This is a genomic window from Streptomyces sp. TLI_146, from assembly GCF_002846415.1.
Classification (GTDB): domain Bacteria; phylum Actinomycetota; class Actinomycetes; order Streptomycetales; family Streptomycetaceae; genus Streptomyces.
The window spans coordinates 5,477,597-5,493,943 of the sequence record NZ_PJMX01000001.1 but is presented as its reverse complement, the minus strand read 5'-3'; the positions used below and the strand labels follow the sequence as shown (position 1 = coordinate 5,493,943).

Genomic DNA, 16,347 nt, shown 5'->3' with positions numbered 1-16,347 from the left:
CCACCGGCCCGCAGACGAACCCCGGGCCGAAAGGGGCGCGGGGAACTGCGCGACCAGCCCACCACACACCCGCAGACGAACCCCGGGCCGAAAAGGGGCGCGGGGAACGGCGCGGCCAGCCCACCACACACCCGCAGACGAACCCCGGGCAAAAACCTACGCCCCCGCCCCCTCCCTCACATTCGCGTTGACCCACTCCACGATCGACGTCGTCGTCGCCCCGGGCGTGAAGATTTCGGCCACGCCGAGGGACTTCAGCGGGGGGATGTCCGCCTCGGGGATGATGCCGCCGCCGAAGACCTTGATGTCCTCCGCGTCGCGGTCCTTCAGGAGTTCCAGGACCTTGGCGAAGAGCGTGTTGTGGGCGCCGGACAGGATGGAGAGGCCGATCGCGTCGGCGTCCTCCTGGATGGCCGTGTCGACGATCTGCTCGGGCGTCTGGTGCAGGCCCGTGTAGATGACCTCCATGCCCGCGTCGCGCAGCGCCCGGGCGATGACCTTGGCGCCCCGGTCGTGCCCGTCGAGCCCCGGCTTGGCCACCACCACGCGGATCGGACCGGTAACACCCATCACTGCCTCCACACGAGGTGAACAAACTGAAGTGGACGAACTGAAGTGAACGAACGTTATCTACAGCATCGCGCACGCCGCAGTTTCGCGGTGTCCGGGGAGGGGGAAATCACACGGTGGGACATGTTCGTTTTGCGTCGCCGTACCCGATTGTCCGCCGCCCGTCGGCCGGACCAGCGGGGTCGGCCGCAAGGGGAGCCGCTCTGAAGGCGCCGGACCACCGTGAGGCGCCGGACCACCGTGCCGTCAGCCGCACAGCACGGAGGTCCGGCCCACGGCGTTCCGGACGAGCGCGTTTTCGCGGGGGCGCCCCATGAGGGCACACGGGGGACAGAGTCGTCCTTCCGGCGCGCCGTTCGGGAGGTCGTCCGTGCAGTTCTTTCCGCTCCTGCCGCTGTGTCTGCGCCGCGCCTGGGTATCCGCCGCGATGCTGCGCGCCACCGCGCTCGAGCTCGCCGTCCTCGCCGGGCATCTCGTCCTCTACCCCTCGGGCATGGCGGCCGAGCGCAGGGACCCCGCCCCGAAGGGCCACCGCAGCTGCCCACGGCCGGGCGCGCCCGGCCGCCCGTCGTGCTGCTGCACGGCTTCATCGACAACCGGTCGGTCTTCGTCCTGCTGCGCCGCACGCTGTCCCGGCACGGCTGGCGCCATCTCGAATCGCTCAACTACTCGCCGCTGACCTGCGACATCCGCGCCGCCGCCGAGTTGCTGGGCCGCCATGTAGAGGAGATCTGCGCGCGCACCGGACACGCCGAGGTGGACATCGTCGGGCACAGCCTCGGCGGTCTGATCGCCCGCTACTACGTCCAGTGCCTGGGCGGCGACGCCCGCGTCCGTACGCTCGTCACGCTCGGCACCCCGCACGCGGGCACCCGCTCGGCGCAGCTCATCAGCGCGCACCCGATCGTCCGCCAGATGTGCCCCGGCTCCGACGTCGTCGAGGAGCTGCACCGGCCCGCCCCCGGCTGCCGGACGCGGTTCGTGAGCTTCTGGAGCGACCTCGACACGCTGATGGTCCCGGTGGAGACGGCCCGTATCGACCACCCCGATCTGACCGTTCAGAACGTACGGGTGTCGGGGATCGGGCACCTGGCGCTGCCCGTCCACCCGGCCGTCGCGACCGGCATACGTCAGGCGCTGACCGTGGAGAAGGCGCAGGAGCAGGAGGGGACCGACGCGCGCGGCGCGTTCTCGGTCGCCTGAGCAGCCGACACCTACCGGCACCACCTACCGGCATCTACCGATGCCTGAGGCTCCGAATCGGCCGCTCAGCGCCCATTTTCTCGAACAATTCTCGAACGAAAGACCAAGCCTCTGCCCGCAGTCCGCCGAAAGACGCTGATTGCCCGTTTCCTCATCCAATAAAACCTGCGGAAGATTGTCGCTGTCGCGTACCGCCGGGTACAGTCACGCCACTGCTTCCCCCACGGGAGCCCCTCCCCAGGGCCCCCGGACCCAGGTCCTGTTGCCGAGGCGAGAGAGAAGTTGGTGACTGACCAGCACGCCCACGCCGGATACGCCGGATACGACGGCTATTCCACGGCGGACGCCACCGGCGCCCTCAACACCGACCCGCTCTTCGGTGCTCTGCCCGGCGGTTACGACACGGATCACACCGGTACGTACGACACGGGCCAGTGGAACGCCTACGGTGCGCAGCAGTACCAGCATCAGCAGACCTCGTACGACACCACCGGGCAGTGGACCATCCCGACCCAGTCGGCCGGGCCCGATGTCACCGGGCAGTGGGACGCCAGCGCCTGGAACCAGGCGCAGCAGACCGGGCAGTTCGAGACCACCGCGTCCGCGTACGGCGCCGCCTACGACACGACCGGGCAGTGGACCGTGCCCGGCGCGGGGTACGCGGCGGGTGCCTACGACGAGACGGGGACGTACAACACGGCCGCCTGGAACGTCGGCGTCGAGGCGTACGAGCAGCAGCAGAGCTACGAGCCGGCGTACGAGAACGCGAACGAGCACGAGCACGTCGAGGTCCCGGCGGAGAGCACCGCCCAGTTCCCGGCGCTCGACCTGGAGTCCGACGAGCCCGAAACGCCGCTCCCCGAAGGGGAGTCGGAGGACCGGCCCGCGGCCGAACCCCTGGCCGCCGCCGCTCCCGTCACCCCCCGCCGTCCCGCCGGAGGCAGCCGCAGCCGTCGGCGCAGTCCGGCCAAGCGGTCCGCGCTGCTCACCGTCGCGGTGCCGTCCGTGTGCGTGATGGGGGTCGCCGGGGTGGCGGCCGCGTCCGTCAGCGGGCTCGGCGGCGAGGCCAAGGACGACGCCACGGCGGTCACCGCCTCCGACCCGTCCTCGGTCAAGCCCGTCGCCGCCAACAGCAAGCTGGACACCCAGCTCGCCAACCTCAGCGCGGAGGCGGGCAACTTCGCCGACCGCGCCAGCCGTACGCAGGAACGTCTCGACCTCAAGGCCCGCCAGGCCGCGGAGAAGCAGCGCAAGGCCGAGGCGGCCGCGCGCAAGGAGGCCGCGCGCCCCAAGTTCCTGCTGCCGGTCGCGCAGCGGGGCCTGAGCGCGTACTTCGGCCAGGCGGGCGTCAACTGGATGTCGGTGCACACCGGCATCGACTTCCCGGTCTCGTACGGCACTCCGGTGATGTCGGCGATGGACGGCACCATCCGTACGCAGTGGAACAGCGCCTACGGCAACATGGCCATAGTGACCGCCGCCGACGGCACCGAGACCTGGTACTGCCACCTCTCCAGCACCAAGCTGCGGTCGGGGCCGGTCAAGGCCGGTGACGTCATCGCGTACTCGGGCAACTCGGGCAACTCCACCGGTCCGCATCTGCACTTCGAGGTGCGTCCCGGCGGCGGGTCGCCGATAGACCCGCTGCCGTGGCTGCGCGGGCACGGGCTCGACCCGACCTAGGCCGAGCCCCATCACGGCGCCGGGAGAGAAACGATTTGCGGCCTCCCGGCCGGCACGGTCCCTCGGCCGCTACAGCTTCTCCACCGGCGCGTACCGCAGCAGCAGCTTCTTGGGGCGCTCGTCGCCGAAGTCGATCGTGGCCTGCGCGTCCGAGCCAGAGCCGGTCACCGACACCACCGTGCCCAGACCGAACTGGTCGTGGGTGACGCGGTCCCCGATGGTCAGCGCGATCACCGGCTTGTCGCTGGTGCGCCGGGTCGCGAAGCCCGAGGGTCCCGAGCGCGCCCGCGAGGAGGACAGCCCCGCGCCCCCGCCCAGGCCCTTGCCCGAGACCGGACCGGCCGGGGCGGCCATCGGGCCGGTCCGCTTCCAGTCCAGGTGCTGGGCCGGGATCTCCTCCAGGAACCGGGACGGCGGGTTGTACGAGGGCTGGCCCCAGGCGCTGCGCATCGAGGAGCGCGTCAGATACAGCCGCTCGCGGGCGCGCGTGATGCCCACGTACGCCAGGCGGCGCTCCTCCTCCAGCTCCTTGACCTGGCCGAGCGCGCGCATGTGCGGGAAGACGCCGTCCTCCATGCCGGTCAGGAACACCACCGGGAACTCCAGGCCCTTGGCGGTGTGGAGGGTCATCAGGGTGATGACGCCGGAGCCCTCCTCGTCCTCGTCCGGGATCTGGTCGGAGTCGGCGACCAGCGCCACCTGCTCCAGGAACTCGGCGAGGGTGGGGGTGGCGGCGGTGTCGGCGCCCTCCGCCTCGCCGCGCGCCTGCTCGAACTCCAGGGCCACGGCGGCGAGTTCCTGGAGGTTCTCGATCCGGGTCTCGTCCTGCGGGTCGGTGGAGGCCTGGAGCTCGGCCAGATAGCCGGTCTGCTCCAGGACCGCCTCCAGGACGACGGCGGGGCCCGCGCCCGAGTCGACGATGGTGCGCAGATCGTCCATGAGCTGGTTGAAGCGCTTGACGGCGTTGGCCGAGCGGGCCGCCATTCCGTACGCCTCGTCGACGCGGCGCAGCGCCTGCGGGAAGGTGATCTTCTCGCGCAGCGACAGCGCGTCGATCATCGCCTCGGCGCGGTCGCCGATGCCGCGCTTGGGGACGTTGAGGATCCGGCGCAGCGGGACCGCGTCCTCCGGGTTGGCGAGGACGCGCAGATAGGCGAGGACGTCTCGGACTTCCTTGCGCTCGTAGAAGCGCACGCCGCCGACGACCTTGTACGGCAGGCCGACCCGGATGAAGATCTCTTCGAAGACACGGGACTGGGCGTTGGTCCGGTAGAAGATCGCGACGTCGCCCGCCTTGGCGTCGCCCGCGTCGGTGAGCCGGTCGATCTCGTCGGCGACGAACTGCGCCTCGTCGTGCTCGGTGTCGGCCACGTAACCGGTGATCCGCGCGCCCGCGCCCGCGTCCGTCCACAGGTTCTTGGGGCGGCGGCTCTCGTTGCGCTCGATGACCGCGTTGGCGGCGGAGAGGATGGTCTGCGTGGAGCGGTAGTTCTGCTCCAGCATGATCGTCGTCGCGTCCGGATAGTCCTCCTCGAACTGGAGGATGTTGCGGATCGTGGCGCCCCGGAAGGCGTAGATCGACTGGTCGGCGTCACCGACCACGCACAGCTCGCCCGGCGCTTCGTCCTGCCCGGCCGGGCCGACCAGCTCCCGTACCAGCGTGTACTGGGCGTGGTTGGTGTCCTGGTACTCGTCGACCATCACATGGCGGAAGCGGCGGCGGTAGTGCTCGGCGACGTCCGGGAACGCCTGGAGCAGATGGACCGTCGTCATGATGATGTCGTCGAAGTCCAGCGCGTTGGCCTCGCGCAGCCGCGCCTGGTACATCGCGTACGCCTGCGCCAGGGTCTTCTCGAAGCCGTCGACGGCCTGGCCGGCGAAGGTCTCCTCGTCGATCAGCTCGTTCTTCAGGTTCGAGATCTTGGCGCTGAAGGACTTCGGCGGGAACTTCTTGGGATCGAGGTCGAGGTCGCGGCAGACCAGTGCCATCAGGCGCTTGGAGTCGGCCGCGTCGTAGATCGAGAACGACGAGGTGAAGCCGAGCTTCTTGGACTCGCGGCGCAGGATCCGCACACAGGCGCTGTGGAAGGTCATCACCCACATCGCGTGCGCGCGCGGGCCGACCAGCTGCTCGACGCGCTCCTTCATCTCGCCCGCGGCCTTGTTGGTGAAGGTGATCGCGAGGATCTGGCCGGGGTGGACGCCGCGGGTGGCCAGCAGATGGGCGATGCGGTGCGTGAGCACGCGGGTCTTGCCGGAGCCCGCGCCGGCCACGATGAGCAGCGGGGAACCGGCGTGGACCACGGCCGCGCGCTGGTTCTCGTTCAGCCCCTCCAGCAGGGTCGCCGGGTCGACCACCGGGCGCGGGGCGCCGTCCCGGTAGTACGCGTCGCGGCTCGGGAGTGCGTCGAAACGGCCCTGGAACAGGTCGTCCGGCACCTCCTCCCGGACCGGGCCGTCCTCGGGCGGCGGCGGGTGCTCCTCCTCGGAGGGCTGGAGGTCCGCCAGGAAGCTGTCGTCAAAGAGGCTGCTCATCGTCTCCCGAGTCTAGGACCCCGCTCTGACAGCGCGCTGCCGCCTCCGGAGAGACGACCCAACGACTACGGAGCGTAAAGGTCACGGGAACGTATCGGGCCTGTCGGACATCAACCTTCCCAGCGGCCGCGCGAGTTGGCTAGCGTGCCGCCTCAACCGGGGAACGCACCCGTCCGGGGACCGCCCCCGTCCGGAACGATCCGGAAGGAGGTGTCGGCCTTGCCCACGCACCGCAAGCCGCGCACCCGCATTCGTACGGCCGCTCCCGCCGTAGGCATCACCACGGCCGCGCTCGCCTCGGTGAGCCTGCTGGCCCAGAGCGCGGGCGCGGCGCCGGGCAGGCCGAAGCCGACGGTCGAGGAGGTCCAGCGCAAGGTGGACGACCTCTACCGGCAGGCGGGCACGGCCACCGAGTCGTACAACCGGGCCAAGGAGGCCACCGACGACCAGCGCGAGAAGGTCGACGGGCTGCTCGACGAGGTCGCCCGGGGCACCGCCCGGCTGAACAACACCCGCCGGGCCCTCGGCAACTACGCCGCCGAGCAGTACCGCACCGGCGGCATGGCCTCGACCGTGACCCTGATGCTCGCGGACGACCCGCAGGCGTTCTTCGACCGCAACCACCTGATGAAGCAGCTGACCGGCCGCGAGGAGCAGGCGCTGCGGGACTTCGAGACCGAGCGGGCGGGCATCGCGAAGAAGCGCGCGGAGGCGACCCGGGGTCTGGAGCGGCTGACCGCCTCGCAGGAGGCGCTGCGGGCGGGCAAGCAGGACGTACAGACGAAGCTGGCGGCCGCGCGCACGCTGCTCGGCACGCTCACCGCGCAGGAGAAGGCGCGCCTCGCGGCGCTGGAGGAGAAGAAGCAGGAGGAGGCCCGGAAGAAGGCGGCGGAGCTGGCCGCGCGGCAGGAGGCGGCCCGCAAGGCCGCCGAGGCGGCCAAGGCGGCGGAGGCCGCGAAGAAGCCTCCGACGACGCCGGGTACCGGCACCGGCACCCCGTCCGCCTCCACCAAGGCCGCCAAGGCGCTCGCGTTCGCCCGCGAGCAGATCGGCAAGCCGTATGTGTGGGGCGCGACCGGGCCGTCCTCGTACGACTGCTCCGGCCTCACCCAGGCCGCCTGGAAGGCCGCCGGGGTCGATCTGCCGCGCACCACCTGGGACCAGGTGAAGGTCGGCACCCGGGTCGCCACGTCCGAGCTGCGCCCCGGTGACCTGGTCTTCTTCTACGACGACATCAGCCACGTCGGCATGTACATCGGCAACGGGATGATGATCCACGCGCCGAAGCCGGGTGCGTATGTGCGCGAGGAGTCGATCTACTACATGCCGATCTACGGGAGCGTGCGCCCCGCGTAGCCGTCGGCGCGCCTCAGAGCCTGCCTCACGTCCACAGCGTCGCGATGAAGATGTTCGCCACGGTGAGGCCGCCGACCGCGCCGAACAGCGCCTTCTCCACCTTCTCGTCGTCCCGCTTCACATAGACGAGGCCAAGGATCACCACCAGGACCGCCAGCTTCAGACCGATCTTGGCGGTGTTCACGGAGTGGTCGTCGGCCTGGTTGAGGCCGACCAGGGCGACGCCCGTGACCAGCATCGTCAGCGCGCCGTGCAGCATCGCGGGCACGAACCGCGCGGTCCCGGCACCCATCGCCTTCATCTGGGTCAGAAAGCCTCCGAGCAGCGAGGCGATGCCGATGATGTGCAGGGCGACGAAGACATTGATGAGTACGTCCATGATCCGGGAGCCTAGCCACCCCGTATCACGGCCCGGCGGGCAGGTGCTCTCGTCCGGCTCTTCGGTCACACCGGCATCGGGAAGCGGGCCCGCTCGACGGCCGACCGGTCGCATACGGTCACTTGAGCGCCGGAACAGAACACTTCACTGCTTTGCTTCACTCCCCCGTGTCACCCAGGTTTAGCGTCCTCCCCCAGGTGACCGACTCCCCATCGCCGCCCCCTCAAGGGCGGTCATCGGTCGCCAAGCCGAAAGATCCGGCGGCGGGCCGTCCCCCCTGTGCGGTCCGTCGCCGGATGTGCACGGAAGGACGTGAAGGCCCTAGTGGCTGCACACCGAAAGCCCAGGCAGCACCCGCTCACCGGCCCCGCCGCCCGCACCGCGGCGACCCTCGCACTGGCCGGAGCCGCCACCGCCACCGCCTTCGAGGGCTCCGGCCACGCCGAGCCCCGCCTGACCCCGGCCCAGGTCAAGGCCAAGGTGGACGCGCTCTACCACGACGCGGAGGTCGCCACCGAGGCGTACAACGGCACCAAGGAGAAGGCGGACGACGCCCAGAAGTCCGTCGCCTCGCTCCAGGACGAGGCCGCGCGCAAGACCGACCGGCTGAACAGCGCGCGCAACGCGCTCGGCTCGATCGCCACCGCCCAGTACCGCACCGGCGGGGTCGCCCCCGCGCTCCAGCTGATGCTGTCGTCCGACCCGCAGCGGTACCTGGACGACGCGGCCTTCCAGGAGCGGGCCGGGGACCGGACGGCGAACACCGTGGCCGGGGTCCGCAAGCAGCTCGCCGAGCTGAAGCGGCTGCACACCGCGGCCGACGGCAGGCTCGGCGAGCTGCGCGAGAGGCAGGCCGAGCTCAGGCGCCAGAAGGAGACCATCAGGTCGAAGATCGACTCGGCGCAGGCGCTGCTGGCGCAGCTGACCGCTGAGCAGCGTGCGGCGTACGACGGCGAGGACGGCGACCGGGCCGACGCGAGCGCTCCGGGCCGCGCCAGCCGCTCCTCCGGCCCCGGCGGGCCCGGTGCGCCCGCGGCCCCCGCCGGGCTGCTCCCGGCCCCCAGCGGCCGGGCGGCGGCCGCCGTGGCGTACGCGTACACCGCGCTCGGCAAGCCGTACGTGTGGGGCGCGACCGGGCCGTCCTCGTTCGACTGCTCGGGGCTGACCCAGGCGGCCTGGGGCGCGGCGGGCGTCGCGCTGCCCCGGACCACGTACACACAGATCAACTCCGGCCCCCGGGTGGCCCGTTCCGCGCTCGCCCCCGGCGATCTGGTCTTCTTCTACTCGGGGATCAGCCACGTCGGGCTCTACATCGGCGGCGGCCAGATGATCCACGCGCCACACCCGGGGGCGCCGGTGCGGATCGCGCCGATCGATCAGATGCCGTTCGCGGGCGCGACCCGGCCCGCCTGACCGAGCTCCTTGGTGAGCCAGCGGAAGACGTCGGGCACCTGGTGCTCCCAGACGCTGCTGCGGTGGCCACCGCCGTTCAGCCGCACGACGTGGACGGTGGTCGGCGCCTTGGCGGCCTTCTTCAGCGCCAGGCCGTCGTTGTAGCCGTCGCCCTGGTCGCCGGAGACGAACAGCGAGGTGTGCGGCGGGGTCTTGGCGTTCTTGAGGATCCACAGCGGGTTGGACTCGCGGCGCAGCTTCGGGTCGTGCGCGGTGATCGAGGCGCCCTCGGCGGCCGGGTCGTTGTAGCCGGAGAGGTCGACGCCGGCGCGGTAGCGGTCGGGGTGCGCTATGGCGAGCTTGGCGGCGCAGTGGCCGCCCGCCGAGTATCCGGCGACGGCCCAGCCCTCGGGCCCGGTGGCGGCCCGGAAGTTGTCGGTGACCATCTTGCGTACGTCCACGCTGATCCAGGTGTCGGCGTTGACGGTGCCCGGCACGTTGGCGCAGCCGGTGTCGCGGCCGTCCAGGAGCGTGGTGCGCGGCGAGACGAGGATGAACGGCGCGACCTCGCCGCGCTGCATCATCGGCGTGAGCTGGCGCTGGGTGTGCAGCGAGCCGAACCAGGCGCCTATGGAACCCGGGTAGCCGGGCAGCAGCTCGACCACGGGGAACGTCTTGTCCTTGTACGCGGGGTCGTTGTACTGCGGCGGCAGCCAGACCGCCACGTCGCCCTCGACGCCGGAGATCGCGCCCTTGAGGGTGGTCTTCATGACGCCGTTGCCGACCTTGCCCTTGTACTCCTTGAAGGTCTGCTTGACCTTGGGCGCGGAGGCGGCCTTCTTGCCGCCGGTGCCGTCCGGGCCGAGGTCGGGGGCGGCGTTGACGTGGTTGCCGGTGCCCAGCAGGTCGTCCCAGGTGTCGTAGAGCCCGTTGGCGTTGTTGACCATCACGAAGACGACGAGGATGGCGGTGAACTGCGCGAACAGCAGCATGAGCAGCCGGGAGGCCCCGCGCACCACGGCCGGCCCGCCGATCCTGCTCCACAGGAACAGGGGCAGCAGCAGGGCCGCCACCGCCACGACGACGGCGGTCAGCAGGAAGGGGGTACCGGTCAGGCTCATCACGCCGGGGAAGAGCCGGTTGCGCCGACTGGAGTTGCCCCGCTTTGCTAGGCCTTTACTTTCCTGGTGCTTGCTTCCGCGGCCACCGGGCCCTGCACGACGCCGCTGAGCCAGAAGTCGGCGGCGCCGCAGCGCCAGGCCGTCGCCGACTGGTCCGCCGGGGGTCTAGGTGCGGGGACCCTTGGGCCGGGAACCTATGTTGATCAGCGCGTCGTCCAGCCAGCCCCGCCCGACCCTGCCGCTGGAGGCCGTGGCCTCCCGCAGGGGCTCCGCGAGGGACTCGTCCGTACGGCCACGCGCCCGGGCCAGGACGGCGACCATGTCCCGGGTCTGCCCGAGCAGGGCCGGGTAGCCGCGGCCGGCGGTGCCACGCTCCCAGGTGCGGGCGATGTGCCCCGCCGGATCGGCGGAGAACGCCGGCACCTCACCGCTCCCGTCCGACAAGCCCGTCATCACGTCCGCCTTCCACCGGGCCGCCTCGCTCTTCGAGAGGGAGGCGAGGGTCTCGTCCGCCATGGCGTCGAGCAGCCCCAGCGCGGTGGCGGCGGCGCCGACCGGGACGGTCACCGACTCCCCGGCCGACGTCCTGGTGATACGGGCCAGATCCTCCGCCGAGCGCCCGGTCTCGGCCTTGCGGAGCGTCGCGTACGCGGCGGGGTCGTCGCAGACCGCCCGCATGACCAGGATGAGCGACTGGTTGTCCACCGGCATGCGGACGACCCCCTTCTCGTCGCGCCACGGGCCGCCGTTTCGTCCCGCGTGATGGAGATAGGCCGTCGAATCGGAGTAGCGCACGAGCATGGTGTGCGTGTCCGTCGAGTAGTCGGCCAGCAGCTCCGCGACCGTCTCCCGCAAGGGCGCCGCGATGTCCGCCCCGGCGCGGTCCCGGAAGTCGTCGTCCAGCGCGTTGACGAGGTCACGCATCACCCCGGCCTGCGCGAGGGTGTGGCGGCCGGAGCCGTCCGAGGCCGCCGCCTTCTTCAACGCGGCCGCCAGCTCCCGGCAGTTCATGTCCTTCGTGTCGCCGGGAGCCAGATCCTTCTGGATGCGGGGGTCCTCGCCGACGGTGGCGCACGAGGGCCGCGCGTCGCCGTCGGACCGCACGGCCAGCCAGGCCCCCACCCCTGCGGCGAGCACCACGACGGCCGCGACAGCCGCGAGGACCCGCGCCGGAGGGCGTCGGGACCCGCTCCGTACCGACGGCGCTTGCGAGTTCGTCACTGTCACGGCTCCGTGGCGTCCTGCGTCAGTTGGTGGTGTCGGTCAGATAGCCCTTTGCCTGGGACAGGCCGGTGGTGTGGCTGTCGTGCATACGCCGGATGTACTCGTCCACCAGCTTCCGCGCCTCCGGGTCACCGGTGCCGTAGCGGTCCTCCCCCCAGGTGTTCACCACCGTACGCATCTGGGTGTCGGCGTTGAGGAAGGTGTCGGAGATCTTCGCGTTGGCCTCGGCGTCCGCGCCCGCCTTCATCTCGTTGCCCCACATCCACGCCAGGGTGTCCACACCGCGCTGCATCGCGTCTCCGACGACGATCGACCCGCCCCCGGCCGTGGGGATGGTCATCGGCGTCACGATTCCGCCGATGACGTGGTACGCCACCTTCGCCTTCCAGTCCGCCGACGAATAGGCGTTCACCCGACCGTCGTTGAGCACGTCCTCGCGGATCGCCGTGTACGTGCCCAGCGCGTTGCCCGACTTGGCGATGAGGTCGTTCTGGTCGAGCGGGCCGGCACCCTTCGGGAGCTTGGCCAGCTCCTGGTCCAGATAGCGCAGCTCCGTCTTGCTGAGGTCCGCGTACGCGGCCGGATCCTCGGAGAGCCCCCGCATCACGTGCACGAGCTTGTCCGGTGACGTGGCCAGGTGCGCCATCCCCTGGTCGTCCACCCAGAACCCGTCGTGCATCCCGCGGATGTAGCCGCCGCCCGCGTTGCCGAGGATCTGGTGGGTGTCCGGGGTGTACTCGGCCAGCGCCTTGGCCACCGCCGCCTGCATGTTCTTGTGGACCTCGGTGCTGGTGCCCTGGTCGAGCGTGCCGATGATCCCGTTCATCACGCGCGCCTGGGCCTCGGTGTGCGTCGGCACCGGCCAGGGGTCCCGGTTCGGGTCGAAGGGCGGGTGCCCGGTCGCCGCGGCCTCCAGGGCGAGCCCCAGCCCGGCATGGCTGTCCAGCAGGTCGTCGGTCTTCGTGGCCACCCCGCCCGACACCATGTGCTGCGGCCAGTGGCGGGTGTCCTTCCCGTGCCCCGCGAGGTAGTGGAGGTGGTCCGCGCCCGTCTTGTCCGCCGGGTCGAAGAAGAACGTCGCCGCGTCCGGGTTCTTGCTCATCACGCCGAGCAGCGCGTCGACCGGGTCCGGGGTGACGCCCTTGTAGTCGGCGCCCCAGGTGCCGAAGATGCTGTACTTCTCGCCCCGCTCCGCCGCGATCATCTGGCCGCCCAGCGCGTTCAGATACTGATCGTCATACGGGCCGTCGGCCTTCTGCATGAGCGTGGTGAGGAGCTGGTAGCCGAGCAGCGGCCGGTCGTTCTTCCCGTAGTTGTGGGTCCCCGCCTTCGCCATCCCCTCCATCCACCCCTTGTAGAACGTCCCGTCGGGGCTGTTCAGCCACTCGTTGTACTTGGCCGAGCCCGGCGGCATCTCCGCGACCTTGCCCGGGACCGTCGTCGCCGTCGCCAGGGACATGGCGAAGCCGCGTTCCAGGGCCGCGTAGTCGGCCTTGTGGGACTTGTCGGAGAGCGACCAGTCGTTCACGTGCCGGGTGAACTTCATCGCGCCGTCCGGGCCCAGGCTCTGCAGCACGGTCTGGGTGAAGACCTTGTCGTGGGAGTTGTCCCGGAGGAGCGACTCCGCCTGGGCCAGCTCCTCGGGGGACAGCTTGTCGCCGTCCTTGATCTTCTCGGCCAGCGGGATCATGGCCTTGGCCTCGTAGTACTCCACGTCGCCGCTGGCCCTGGCGTTGAAGCCGTTCCTCGTCTCGTCGAAGATATCGATGTCGGCGCCGACCGCCTCCAAGGCGATCTTCACGCCCTGGTCGGCGTCGTTCATGGCCGTCACGGCCTGCGCGATGTGCTGCGACCACGAGTTCTCGGTGGCGCGCAGGCCCGGGTCGTGGCGGACCGCGTCCGCCTCCGTCGCGCTGACCTTGCTGTAGTCGAAGGTCGCGGCGCCCGTCTCGGAGACCTTCATCCCGGCCTTGACCGCGTCGTCCCGCGCGGACTCCACTCTCTTCTTCAGGTCCACGAACTGGGCTTGGGCCTCGCGCAGCAGCGAGGCGACGGCCTTGGCCTCGGTCTGCGCGGAGACGTACTGCGTGTGCGTCGCCGCGAAGTTCGGCCGGGAGAACTGCGACGCCTGGCCGGTCCAGGTGCCGTCCAGACTCACGTTCTGGACCTGGGTCTTGTAGCGCTCCTCGAGCTTCTTGAGCTCCCCGGCCATATCGTCCCACTTGGTGGCGACCGTGGCGAGCTGCGAGAAGTCCGTCTTCATGATCAGTTCGTAGGTCAGCATCACGGGACTCCTACGCGTGCGGCGGCGGCGAGAACTGGCTGAGCGAGGACGGTCTGATGAGCGGCCCGAAGTCGTTGCCGACGCCCAGGTCGTTCTTCTGGAAGTAGCCCGCCGTGCCGCGCAGCGCGGACTTCTCCCCGGCCAGCCGGCCGAGTAACGCGGTGACCGACTTCCCCCAGGTCTCCTGGGCCTTGGTCAGCCCGGCCGCGGTCGCCCAGCCCGCCAACGCCTTGACCGCCGTCCCGTTGGCCTCGTCCGCCCAGGCACCGGCCGTCTTCGTGTGCGGCTCGAAGTCGGTCTCGATGTCGTTGGCGGCGGTGTTCTTCCGCGCGGCGCTGGAGTTCAGGTCCTTGTCACCGCCCGGACCCGACGGCGGGAACGGCCCGTCGTACGCCCCGTTGAGCCGCGTACCCCCCGGCTCCCGCGCCGCTGCCGCCTTGCTCGACGCCCACTCCTCGTCGAAGCCCATGGCCGACCCCTCCCCGTGTCCGACGATCACCTTCGCATCGCAACTACCGTGCAAGGAGCGCACGTTGAGAATTGACGCCGTTCCGACAACCTCGGTTCCACCCCGCCCCCCGGGGTTCGCTCGGGCCCCCGTCAGACCAGCCGTCGCGCCGTCGCCCAGCGCGTCAGCTCGTGCCGGTTGGACAGCTGGAGCTTGCGCAGCACCGCCGAGACGTGCGACTCGACCGTCTTCACCGAGATGAACAGCTGCTTGGCGATCTCCTTGTACGCGTAGCCGCGCGCGATCAGCCGCAGCACCTCCCGCTCCCGCTGGGTGAGGCGGTCCAGGTCCTCGTCGACCGGCGGCGCGTCCGTCGACGCGAAGGCGTCCAGGACGAAGCCCGCCAGCCGCGGCGAGAACACCGCGTCGCCCTCCTGGACCCGGAAGATCGAGTCGACCAGGTCGGTCCCCGTGATCGTCTTGGTGACGTAGCCGCGCGCGCCGCCCCGGATCACCCCGATCACGTCCTCCGCCGCGTCCGAGACGGACAGCGCGAGGAAGCGCACCGGATTCTCCGCGGCCGCCATCAACGAGGCGCAACGGCGCAGGACTTCCACCCCGCCGCCGCCCGGAAGGTGGACGTCGAGGAGGACGACCTCCGGCCGGGTCGCGGTGATGACGGTGACCGCCTGGTCCACGTCGGCCGCCTCCCCGACGACCTCCACGCCCGTCTCCTCGGTACGGCCGATCTCCGCCTGGACTCCCGTGCGGAACATGCGGTGGTCGTCGACCAGGACGACCCGCACCCGCCGCTCGGCACCGCCCTGGGCTCCCTGGGTCTGCTCCGTCGTCATCCGTCCGCCCTCTCCATCTCCAGCTCGACCTCGGTGCCCCCACCGGGCACCGAACGCAGCCTCGCCGTTCCGCCGTTGCGCTGCATCCGGCCGATGATCGATTCTCGTACGCCCATGCGGTCGTCCGGCACCGCGTCCAGATCGAAGCCGGGGCCCCGGTCCCGTACGGACACGAAGACCGTACGGCCCTCGACCTCCGCGAAGACCTGGACGGCGCCGCCCTCGCCACCGTACTTCGCGGCGTTCACCATCGCCTCGCGCGCGGCCTGCATCTGTGCGGACAGCCGCTCGTCGAGCGGGCAGTCGCCGACGACCACGACCTCCAGCGGCACTCCGTGCTTGTCCTCCACCTCGGCCGCGGCCTTCTTCACCGCCTCGGCCAGGGTCTCCGGCTCCTCCGACTCGTCCTTGCCGGTGCCCTCCGGCTTGTAGAGCCAGGCGCGCAACTCGCGCTCCTGGGCCCGGGCGAGGCGGCGCACCTCCCCCACGTTCTCCGCGTTGCGCTGGATCAGCGTGAGGGTGTGGAGCACCGAGTCGTGCACATGGGCGGCGACTTCGGCGCGCTCCTGGGCGCGGATGCGCATCAGGCGCTCCTCGGAGAGGTCCTGGGTCATCCGGACGAGATAGGGGCCCGCCAGCAGGGCTATGCCCGCGATGACCGCGAGCGCCGCCGTCAGTACGTTGCCGAGCTGGGCCGCCGAGCCGCGCACCACCACGAACCCGGTGAAGCCCGCGCCGACCAGCGCCACCCCGGCCAGCCCCCGGGCCACCGGCAGCAGCCGGTGCCGCCGGGCGCCCTCGGTCCAGCGGGCCCGCCGTGCGTTGTCCGCCTGGCGCCACACCAGGATCACTCCGGCGCCGACCAGCAGCGTCGGCCAGATGTACGGACTGGCCCAGCCGCCCACGTTCACATTGCTCGCGAAGATCCCCGCGCCGACGCAGAGCGCGATCAGCGCGACGACCTGGCCCTTGTCGGGTTTGCGCAGCCGTCTGCGGCCGTCGGGGCTGACCTCGAACGCCGAGCGGGGCTCCGCGGCCGTACCGCCGAGGCCCAGCGGGACCACGAACCAGAACACCGCGTACAGCAGCGCCCCGAGGCCGTCGATCATGAACAGGCCGAGGAAGACGATCCGCACCCAGACGACCGGCAGCCCGAGGTGTCCGGCGAGACCGCGCGCCACGCCACCGAGCATCCGCCCCTCGGCCGAGCGGTAGAGCTTGCGCACGGGGGGTTCGTCGGCCTCGGTGGGCACGGTTCGGGAAGCGGCGACTGGCATGCACCGATCGTCACACGGCCG

At 71.0% G+C, this 16,347-nt stretch carries 12 protein-coding genes and 1 pseudogene; 4 read left to right on the top strand and 9 right to left on the bottom strand.

The annotated features are described in order from the left end of the window. Positions 1-156 precede the first annotated feature (156 nt). Entirely contained in the window at positions 157-570 is a 414-nt protein-coding gene (locus BX283_RS24685; RefSeq protein WP_101389677.1) for a cobalamin B12-binding domain-containing protein, read from the bottom strand. A 427-nt stretch (positions 571-997) separates the two neighbouring features. On the opposite strand from BX283_RS24685, the pseudogene BX283_RS24680 reads away from it, so the two are divergent. Continuing rightward, a pseudogene (locus tag BX283_RS24680) lies at positions 998-1,773 on the top strand (esterase/lipase family protein). A 285-nt stretch (positions 1,774-2,058) separates the two neighbouring features. After that, positions 2,059-3,456 (top strand): M23 family metallopeptidase, encoded by a 1,398-nt coding sequence (locus tag BX283_RS24675; RefSeq protein WP_101389676.1) that lies wholly within the window; start codon positions 2,059-2,061, stop codon positions 3,454-3,456. 69 nt (positions 3,457-3,525) lie between these two features. Here the strand turns inward: BX283_RS24675 and pcrA are convergent, their stop codons facing one another. After that, on the bottom strand, positions 3,526-5,991 hold the full coding sequence (gene pcrA, locus BX283_RS24670) for a DNA helicase PcrA (RefSeq protein ID WP_101389675.1): 2,466 nt from the start codon (positions 5,989-5,991) through the stop codon (positions 3,526-3,528). A 219-nt stretch (positions 5,992-6,210) separates the two neighbouring features. Here pcrA and BX283_RS24665 point away from each other — a divergent pair, with 219 nt between their 5' ends. Beyond that, positions 6,211-7,347, top strand: coding sequence for an NlpC/P60 family protein (locus BX283_RS24665; protein WP_101389674.1), 1,137 nt, complete (start codon positions 6,211-6,213; stop codon positions 7,345-7,347). Between the two features lie 25 nt (positions 7,348-7,372). Here the strand turns inward: BX283_RS24665 and BX283_RS24660 are convergent, their stop codons facing one another. Next, positions 7,373-7,726: a hypothetical protein gene (locus tag BX283_RS24660; protein WP_101389673.1), complete on the bottom strand. Its 354-nt coding sequence runs from the start codon at positions 7,724-7,726 to the stop codon at positions 7,373-7,375. Positions 7,727-8,050: 324 nt separating this feature from the next. Here BX283_RS24660 and BX283_RS24655 point away from each other — a divergent pair, with 324 nt between their 5' ends. Beyond that, positions 8,051-9,139, top strand: coding sequence for an NlpC/P60 family protein (locus BX283_RS24655; RefSeq protein WP_101389672.1), 1,089 nt, complete (start codon positions 8,051-8,053; stop codon positions 9,137-9,139). On the opposite strand, the gene BX283_RS24650 is transcribed toward BX283_RS24655, so the two are convergent. The 6 genes from BX283_RS24650 to BX283_RS24625 form a co-directional block, all read right to left on the bottom strand. Further along, a complete protein-coding gene (locus BX283_RS24650; RefSeq protein ID WP_101392554.1) occupies positions 9,103-10,239 on the bottom strand; it encodes an esterase family protein in 1,137 nt (378 codons plus the stop codon). The genes BX283_RS24655 and BX283_RS24650 overlap by 37 nt on opposite strands. 165 nt (positions 10,240-10,404) lie before the next feature. Beyond that, on the bottom strand, positions 10,405-11,460 hold the full coding sequence (locus BX283_RS24645) for a hypothetical protein (RefSeq protein ID WP_143676451.1): 1,056 nt from the start codon (positions 11,458-11,460) through the stop codon (positions 10,405-10,407). 25 nt (positions 11,461-11,485) lie between these two features. Further along, positions 11,486-13,747 carry a WXG100 family type VII secretion target gene (locus tag BX283_RS24640; RefSeq protein ID WP_101389670.1) on the bottom strand — a complete coding sequence of 754 codons (2,262 nt, stop codon included), beginning with the start codon at positions 13,745-13,747 and terminating at the stop codon, positions 11,486-11,488. Positions 13,748-13,757: 10 nt separating this feature from the next. Then, the gene (locus BX283_RS24635) at positions 13,758-14,246 is read right to left on the bottom strand and encodes a hypothetical protein (RefSeq protein WP_257583756.1); all 489 of its coding nucleotides are present in this window, start codon (positions 14,244-14,246) and stop codon (positions 13,758-13,760) included. Positions 14,247-14,347: 101 nt separating this feature from the next. After that, positions 14,348-15,049: a response regulator transcription factor gene (locus BX283_RS24630; RefSeq protein WP_101389668.1), complete on the bottom strand. Its 702-nt coding sequence runs from the start codon at positions 15,047-15,049 to the stop codon at positions 14,348-14,350. Next, positions 15,046-16,326 carry an ATP-binding protein gene (locus BX283_RS24625; protein ID WP_101389667.1) on the bottom strand — a complete coding sequence of 427 codons (1,281 nt, stop codon included), beginning with the start codon at positions 16,324-16,326 and terminating at the stop codon, positions 15,046-15,048. The genes BX283_RS24630 and BX283_RS24625 overlap by 4 nt, the downstream gene beginning before the upstream one ends. Positions 16,327-16,347 lie beyond the last annotated feature (21 nt).